This is a genomic window from Bradyrhizobium elkanii WSM2783 (assembly GCF_000472865.1).
GTDB lineage: Bacteria > Pseudomonadota > Alphaproteobacteria > Rhizobiales > Xanthobacteraceae > Bradyrhizobium > Bradyrhizobium elkanii_A.
This window is the reverse complement of the sequence record NZ_AXAP01000166.1, coordinates 1-7,282: the sequence shown is the minus strand read 5'-3', so window position 1 is coordinate 7,282 and position 7,282 is coordinate 1. Positions and strand designations below refer to the sequence as shown.

Here is a 7,282-nt window from a genome sequence, read left to right as displayed (position 1 = left end):
GCCAATTCCGCTCGATGAGGGGCAATATACCGTTTGAGAATAGTTGAGGTTATCTCACGAAAGTTTCGACCCAAATCCTCGTAATCCCCGCCATCGGGGACNGAAATGGTGGTAGTCACGTGTATCAGCAGTTCATGTATAATCAATCGCTCGGCCCGAAATGCGACTANTTCAGTAGGCGGCAGGCTACAGTAGTCGCTTAATTCGTACGCTTTTGAAATGCTCGTCGAAACATTTTCGATTCTGAACATTGTCGACAGAGGAAGGTACTCTCGCGGTATTTCCGATTCTAACCCTGGATGCCAAGAGCCATATTCGGCGGAGAGTGGTTCGATGGTCATCGCTGAAATGTTCTCGAATGGAAAACCCGTCTCGTGCCCCGCCGTCCCATGTCCCCCTCTGGTCGGTCATACTACGTAAGTTACGACAGCCTTGTCACGTCCCCTAATGGGATGGTCCGGCCGTGCTCCTGCCCTGCCAGCAAGCGAAGCTGGCAAGGGGCGAAGACAAGGAGCCCGCCATGTCTCAGACACCCAATACTGCGATCGCCGTGATCGGCATCGATATCGGCAAGAACTCGTTCCACGTCGTGGGCCACGATACGCGCGGCGCCATCGTGCTGCGGCAAAAGTGGTCGCGTGGCCAAGTGGAAGCGCGGCTCGCCAATCTACCGCCTTGCCTGATCGGCATGGAAGCCTGCGTCGGCGCACATCACCTGAGCCGCAAACTCGCATCGCTGGGTCACGATGCCAGGTTGATGCCGGCCAAATATGTCCGCCCCTATAGCAAGGGGCAGAAGAACGACTTCAATGATGCCGAAGCGATTGCCGAAGCCGCGCAGCGCCCGACGATGAAGTTCGTGGCGACCAAGACCGCGGAGCAACTGGATCTGCAGGCGCTGCATCGGGTGCGCGAGCGGCTGGTGTCGCAACGCACCGGCATCATCAACCAGATTCGCGCCTTCATGCTGGAATGCGGGATCGCCGTGCGCCAGGGTATCGGCTTCCTGCGCACGGAACTGCCCACCATCCTTGCGACGCGCACCGATGCCCTGTCGCCACGCATGTTGCGTATCATCGAGGAGTTGGCAGGCGACTGGCGCCGGCTGGATCAGCGGATCGATGGCCTATCCGGCGAGATCGAAGCACTGGCCGGTCAAGATCAGGCATGTTCGCGCCTGATGACGGTGCCTGGCATCGGGCCGATCATTTCGAGCGCCATGGTGGCCGCGATCGGCACTGGAGATGCATTCTCCAAAGGCCGCGACTTCGGCGCCTGGCTCGGACTGGTGCCCAAGCAGATCTCGACGGGAGACCGCACCATCCTCGGCAAAATCTGGAGGCGCGGCAATCGCTACCTGCGCGTTCTGTTCGTGCAGGCGGCATGGGTTGTGCTGGTCAAGACAAAGAACTGGGAACAGTACGGGCTCAAATCCTGGATCGAAGCGGCCAAGAGGCGGTTGCACCACAACGTGCTGGCGATCGCGCTCGCCAACAAGCTTGCCCGCATCGCCTGGGCAGTGCTGGCCAAAGGCCGCGCCTTCGAACTGACGAGGACCGACGATGCCGGCGTCGTCCGACCCGCTTGATCCTCGCGCCGTGCTCGGCGCCGTCAAGGCGCAGCCTGGCAACGCCGGAGCCAGCCGCAAGCCAAGCGCGACGGCCGGCCTTGACCGCCCCTGCGCCCGACGCGATCGACGTTCTGCAGGCCGGGACGAAGGAACGGCCCTTGGCTCGAACAAAGGAACTGCCCGATATGAGGAGCAAGCGATGACGTAACCCTATCAACAGTTTCCAGCCGAGATCTGCGAGAGGATGAGACGAGATGGAGGCCGGTCTTCCCGGCGCATGCGAACACTGGTGACCCAAATGGTCCAATCGAGGCCTGTCCGCTAATGAGAACCATGCGCGCTGATATCCATGATGGCCCGGAGCAAATGCTCTAACCAAAGGCCGGATACATTGATGCAAGACCGCTCACCGCCAGTTCGGCGAAACCACTTGCAACGCACGGCCGGACCATACATTTGGGTCACGAGCGTCGCCCCTCTGAAATAGACGTCAGCTTGTCGATTTCCGCCGTGCCCCGTCAGCGACCGAAGATGCGTCACGGTGGAATATGTCGCGAAGGGTCAATAACCTCTGTTGCCTCTCGGTCGCGGACTTCCGGTCTGTTCCTGTGAACGGACTTCTAGCTATACCGCGTCAACGGCAGCGATGGGCCACAACCCGACTTATGCAGTGCGCAAACAGCACGCTTTACTCGAACACCTCGTCGATACTAAGATCGCTCACCGCCACTCCCGCCATCGGTGAGCGCTGAGCGAATGGCGTGGACCGCAATTGCCGCTATGACACCCGTGACAAAGAGCCCGAAAAAGCCAATTCCGATCGCAAGTGCGCGCGTCAACGTCTGCCTCGGGACGAGATCACCGTAACCAATCGTGAGGCCGGTAATGAACGTGAAATAGATCGCATCCCCGAGAGACCAGCCCTCAACAAAACCAGTCAGCAAGCCCAAGGCAAGCTGAATTGCCAGAAGTACCGACAACACCGGCCACGTCACGTGAAGGGCATGGCCGAGGGCCACCAAAAAGCGCCGCCGCAACGTTTTCGATGCTGGCCGGTTCATGTCGTGGCGACCTCCGTAAAGGGAGCGCTGCAGAAGTGGTGCAACTCAGCAATGGATCGGCGCAAAAAATTGGAGCAAGGTCCTTCAAACCGGAACAAGGTGCGGCAAGTCAAGGGCAAGAAAATCTCGCACCTTGCTGAAGGCGTTGCTCACCAATACGTCGAACGCTCATGCCGCGGCAAGCAAAATGCGGCAATGTCTCCGTTGGGTCAAAATGCGAAGAACTCAACACGAGCAAATCTAGTCCGCTGTGGCCCAGTGAGCGGACCTTATCGAGGCGCACCGCCACTTCGCCGATGGGCCAGACGTTATTAGCACGGCACGTACCGGATTATCGCCATCGGTTGTTCTTGGGTCCAGAGTGGGGCGTCACGGCCGATGAAGATGGGCACTAATCGTTCGCCGTAATGGCACTATGTTATAGCGCTCCAGAATCCGGTGCGGCCAGCAAATGCACTCGTTCGCGGCCGTGAGCGCTGTGATGCGTGGTGTCCTTCTTGCTCAGGCAGCGAAGATGAAGCGTGTACCCGTGTAGGAGCGCAGGAGCTTGTTCGGCATCTCGGCCTTGGCCATCTCGTAGAACGGCTCACCAGTGCAGTGCAGTGGAATGACGTAGTCGATGTCGATACTCTTGAGCGCTGTGATCGTGTCGCGCACATAGTCTTCCTTATAGGGCGCGAGGTGGAAGCCGCCGATCACCGCATGAACCTTGCTGATTCCCGAAGCCGCTTGGGCTTGTTTGATTGCGTTGATTACCCCGCGATGGCTGCAGGAGGTCAATACGATCAACCCGCGCCCTTTTAGGTTGAACGCGGTGGCGATCTCATGCCCGAACTGGTCCGGGATGACAGCTTTTGTCCGTTCGTCCTCCGGAAGCTTGTCGGCATAGCATCCCATGCCGTGGTCCACGCCGATCTTCATGGCGCTGGGGGACAGCAGCTTCTCGAAGCTCGTCTGACCGATGTGGCCTGTGGTGAAGCCGTGATCGGCGACTAGTGCCGGTCCTTCTGCATAGGTTACCGCCACATTCGCGTTTTCCAGCGCTTTCCGATCCAGGGCTCCGAAATCGCCGCGCACCGGCGGAGCCGTCCATTCGCGCGAGCAGAATGCCTCCTCGCCGCCAACGTAGATAGGCACCTTGGCTTTCAGCTTGCCGTTGTTTTGCTTTAGGAAGCCGGCGAGGCCGCCAAAATGATCGTAGTGACCGTGGCTCAAGACAAGGGCGTCAAGCGCGGCCGGATCGATGCCTACGAGATTGGCGTTGTTGACCAGCGCGTCCGGTGTGAAGCCGAAATCCATCAGGACATTTCGTGTTTCGGTGCCGCGTCGTGACTCGACGTGCATCGACAGTCCGAACTCACTGATCAGCGTTTTGCCAGGTGGCTTGCCACCGCCGATACCCCAGCCGAAGTGTTCGATCTCAACATTGGAAACCTTCCGGCTCGGCGCGACAGCGAATTGATAGCTGTCGACGACCACGCGCACTGCCACGCGATCGATTTCCGGAACCTTGCCAGTGACCGTCTCTGCGCGTACCGCCCTCGCGCCGCCCATCAACGTTGCCACAATGGCGCTGAACAGAGCAGCACCGCCGCCGCACACCACATCGCGTCGATGAATTGCGTTGCACGGGCAAATTAACATGGTCAAATCCTCCCTTTGCGGGGCCTTTGCTGCCGCAAGGCCGTCACGCAGAAACGCAGTCCAGGGCGGAGGCGTTGGGGCGCCGAACACACCAGTGTCTGGCAGCCCGCACACCGAGGATTGGAGGCATCCTATCCCGCGCTGGACACCGTGGCGAGTCTCATTCGGCACGGGCGAGACCAAGCGCAGTTTCGACGGCAAGATTAGAAGCGGGCGCCGTCCACTCGCCTGTGAGGGTGTAAGCGCTGGTCCGCTCCGGGTCAAAAGCGCTGTTTTCCAAAGTCGGCAGTCACTTCCAATCTACCCCGATAAGCGGACGATTTCGGAACCGGACGGTACTTCGCATCCGAGATGAGGCAGGAGCGGCGCTTGATCGGTCAGAAGCGGACATAAACCGATTTAGGGCTTTCGCCTCGCCAAGCGGCGCGTTCCTCGTTTACGATCCAATGGGTCGCATCCGGCGAAACTTAGACATTGGGAAGCCATGGCGATAAAGAAACTTACCGCTGCGCCCATGGCAGCTCTCGCGCTCGGGCTCCTCCTCGCGCCGCCCGTCTCCGTCGCCATCGATGCGATCATTAACGCGGCCGCATCGCTGGTCTCGGCCGCCATCGGCAATCTCAGCTTCATGTCCCCAGCAATGGGTGAGCCGGCCGCACTCACAAGCAAACAATCGGACGCGCTCAATACGTACAACAATGCACTAAAACACTTTGAGTCGATCCTGGACCAGCGCCGAGCACAGATCAATTCCAATCAACGGCTACCGAACTTGCCGGGACAAGCGCTCTACCTTGCACGCATCGACATGATGAGCGCCTATAAAGACCTCACCGACGCTCTTACGTCCAAAATCGGACGGCCCAATAAGTTCGGAATCCCTCCGGCGTATCTTGACGCCGACAACGAGCCGCTGCTCGATGAGTACAGGAAACTTTTCGACTTCATGGAGGCGCCACCCGTCAACGCGCAAAAATCAGATACGCCATTCAAGGACATTGTCGATTTGGGAACTGCCATTGCGCGAGCCAAAGGCCTTGATGCGACGAATGCCGAGGCGGCAGGCCGTATCAGCCTGGGACTCTTCTTTGCCGAGACGAATGGCAATCAAAACGCAGGGAATGCGCGCTCGAATAAATACAAGGGAAGTCTGCAAACGGGTCCATCTGAAGATCAAAATGGTCGAACGAAGTGGGCAGCGATAAAAAAATCGATTGCAGCCTTTGATCCTGCACTAAGCCAGCGCGACGACAAGGAAGAGGCACGGATTGGCAATCTGGATCATCGGCTCAATCACTGGACCGGAGTGCGAGATGCCCTTATGAACGCACACGCGGATATTTTCCCGCAAGTACCGGCGATCGTGAAAGCACTGCCAAATCCGATCGATCAAATGAAGTTCTTTGAACTCATCCAAATCGTTCCCACTCCGACTAGGTCGGCACTCAAGTCAGGCAACCTCGTCAACTATAGAATTTCCGTCCCGACGATCATGGGATATCTGCGAAACAACAGCATCTTCGCCTTTGGCCAGGCTGACCGGGCAAGAACATCTGCAACCTTCCGCGAAATTCTCGATGCGATGTGGCTCTTCAATGCCAAATTTGAACAAGCACTTTCCAAGTTCAACGAGATCAAGACGCGACAATAGGGGTGAAATCAGCAGGCGCCAATCGGACCGGGTTTCGCCGAGACGCTATTCGGGGCCGTCACCACGCCATCAGAGCGGTCCGAGGATGGCCCATCGAGGCTCACAGAATTCCTTCACGGCGGCCGTGACGCCGCTGCTGATGATGTTCTGGCGTTCGGGCGAGTCCATCTTGAGCTCTTCGTCACGGTTGATGATCGAGCCCGCCTCCAGCAGGATGGCAGGCATCCGGGCCTTTCTCAGCACGACGAGCTGATCGTAGCTGTAGACGCCGGTTTCCTTGTTCAGCAGCGGGTGCTGGTAGCGCCCCATGACGGGCCGGGTATATTGCTGGGCATAAAGAAGCCCTTGGGCCTTCAGTTCCTTGCCGACCAGTTCGGCGAACGAGAGGCTCGTCTTGAAGTCTGGATTGTTGCGGGAGACGAAGACGGAGTAACCGCTGAAGCGGTCGCTAAAATGGCTTTTCTTGCCCTCAAATTCCCAATCCTCGAGGAATTTGTTAGGCACGGAGTCATGGTGGATCGATAGGAAGAGATCCGCGCGCAGATTGCTGGCGGCGGCAACACGTTTGACAAGGCTGGGCCTGGCCTTGCCCTCGGTTAGGAGCAACCTGGTTTCGGCAAAGCCTTCGGCCTTCAATTTCTCTTCGATCCGCTGCGCAAGGCGCAGATTGAAGACGAACTCGGCGACGTTGCGGGCGCTGATGGCGCCTTCTGATTCAGCGGTATGTCCCACATCCAGAACGACCCGGAATTTCGAGGGATCGCACATTGTTGCGACCGGTTTCAAAGCGGAAGGATTCAATGCGCCCGCCCCCAGGGCGGCAAGCCGCACCGCGTGGGGCTTAGGCGAGGTGGCACGCCTCGCCAAGGTGACCCGTTTTGCCGAGGTGACGTGCTTTGGCGATTTGGTGTGTTTTGACGAGCTTTTGAAGACATCCGACAGCCAGCCGGCGTCGCTGACCTCGATCGGCAGAAGCACCAATGCTGCTATTGCGACGGTGATGGAGCGGCGGCGGGGCCAAAATCCCGCAACGAAGCCACCGAGAACACAAATGAATTCGCAGCGCTTCATGCTCCCCCTCACGAAGCCCATCATAGCGGCTCTTATAGCGATATCGGAAGAGGTCTGTGACGTCCGTTCCGGGTGTGCGCCGTGTAAAGGCGGCGCTTTCCAGTGGGTGCAAGCCCCACCCGGCAAACGCTCCAGCCGGAAGCAATCGGAGCAGTCATGGAGGTAACGAAGTGGCTGAAGCCTTCGATTAGCGTGTCACGAATTGGTGACAGCGCGAGTGTGCAGGCCGTAACGCGAGTGAACGTCGAGCAAGCCTCGAAAAGGACGATGCGCAGGCCGACCCGA

Annotated in this window: 5 protein-coding genes; 2 read left to right on the top strand and 3 right to left on the bottom strand. The window is 58.5% G+C overall.

The genetic code is table 11. The annotated features are described in order from the left end of the window. Positions 1-520: 520 nt before the first annotated feature. Positions 521-1,588 (top strand): IS110 family transposase, encoded by a 1,068-nt coding sequence (locus YY7_RS0148825; RefSeq protein WP_028169291.1) that lies wholly within the window; start codon positions 521-523, stop codon positions 1,586-1,588. Between the two features lie 692 nt (positions 1,589-2,280). Here YY7_RS0148825 and YY7_RS0148815 read toward each other — a convergent pair. Continuing rightward, the gene (locus YY7_RS0148815; protein WP_028169289.1) at positions 2,281-2,631 is read right to left on the bottom strand and encodes a potassium channel family protein; all 351 of its coding nucleotides are present in this window, start codon (positions 2,629-2,631) and stop codon (positions 2,281-2,283) included. 501 nt (positions 2,632-3,132) lie between these two features. Beyond that, a complete protein-coding gene (locus YY7_RS0148810; protein ID WP_028169288.1) occupies positions 3,133-4,275 on the bottom strand; it encodes an MBL fold metallo-hydrolase in 1,143 nt (380 codons plus the stop codon). 628 nt (positions 4,276-4,903) lie between these two features. Between YY7_RS0148810 and YY7_RS0148805 the strand changes: the two genes are divergently transcribed. Further along, complete coding sequence (locus YY7_RS0148805) at positions 4,904-5,926, top strand: hypothetical protein (RefSeq protein WP_245287703.1); 1,023 nt, start codon at positions 4,904-4,906, stop codon at positions 5,924-5,926. Positions 5,927-5,995: 69 nt separating this feature from the next. Here the strand turns inward: YY7_RS0148805 and YY7_RS0148800 are convergent, their stop codons facing one another. After that, on the bottom strand, positions 5,996-6,997 hold the full coding sequence (locus YY7_RS0148800; RefSeq protein ID WP_080664216.1) for an N-acetylmuramoyl-L-alanine amidase family protein: 1,002 nt from the start codon (positions 6,995-6,997) through the stop codon (positions 5,996-5,998). Positions 6,998-7,282 lie beyond the last annotated feature (285 nt).

Bases quoted from the DNA above. Each gene is read 5' to 3' on its own strand.
- YY7_RS0148810 (WP_028169288.1), bottom strand. From the start codon at position 4,275: ATGTTAATTTGCCCGTGCAACGCAATTCATCGACGCGATGTGGTGTGC.
- YY7_RS0148800 (WP_080664216.1), bottom strand. From the start codon at position 6,997: ATGAAGCGCTGCGAATTCATTTGTGTTCTCGGTGGCTTCGTTGCGGGA.
- YY7_RS0148825 (WP_028169291.1), top strand. From the start codon at position 521: ATGTCTCAGACACCCAATACTGCGATCGCCGTGATCGGCATCGATATC.
- YY7_RS0148805 (WP_245287703.1), top strand. From the start codon at position 4,904: ATGTCCCCAGCAATGGGTGAGCCGGCCGCACTCACAAGCAAACAATCG.
- YY7_RS0148815 (WP_028169289.1), bottom strand. From the start codon at position 2,631: ATGAACCGGCCAGCATCGAAAACGTTGCGGCGGCGCTTTTTGGTGGCC.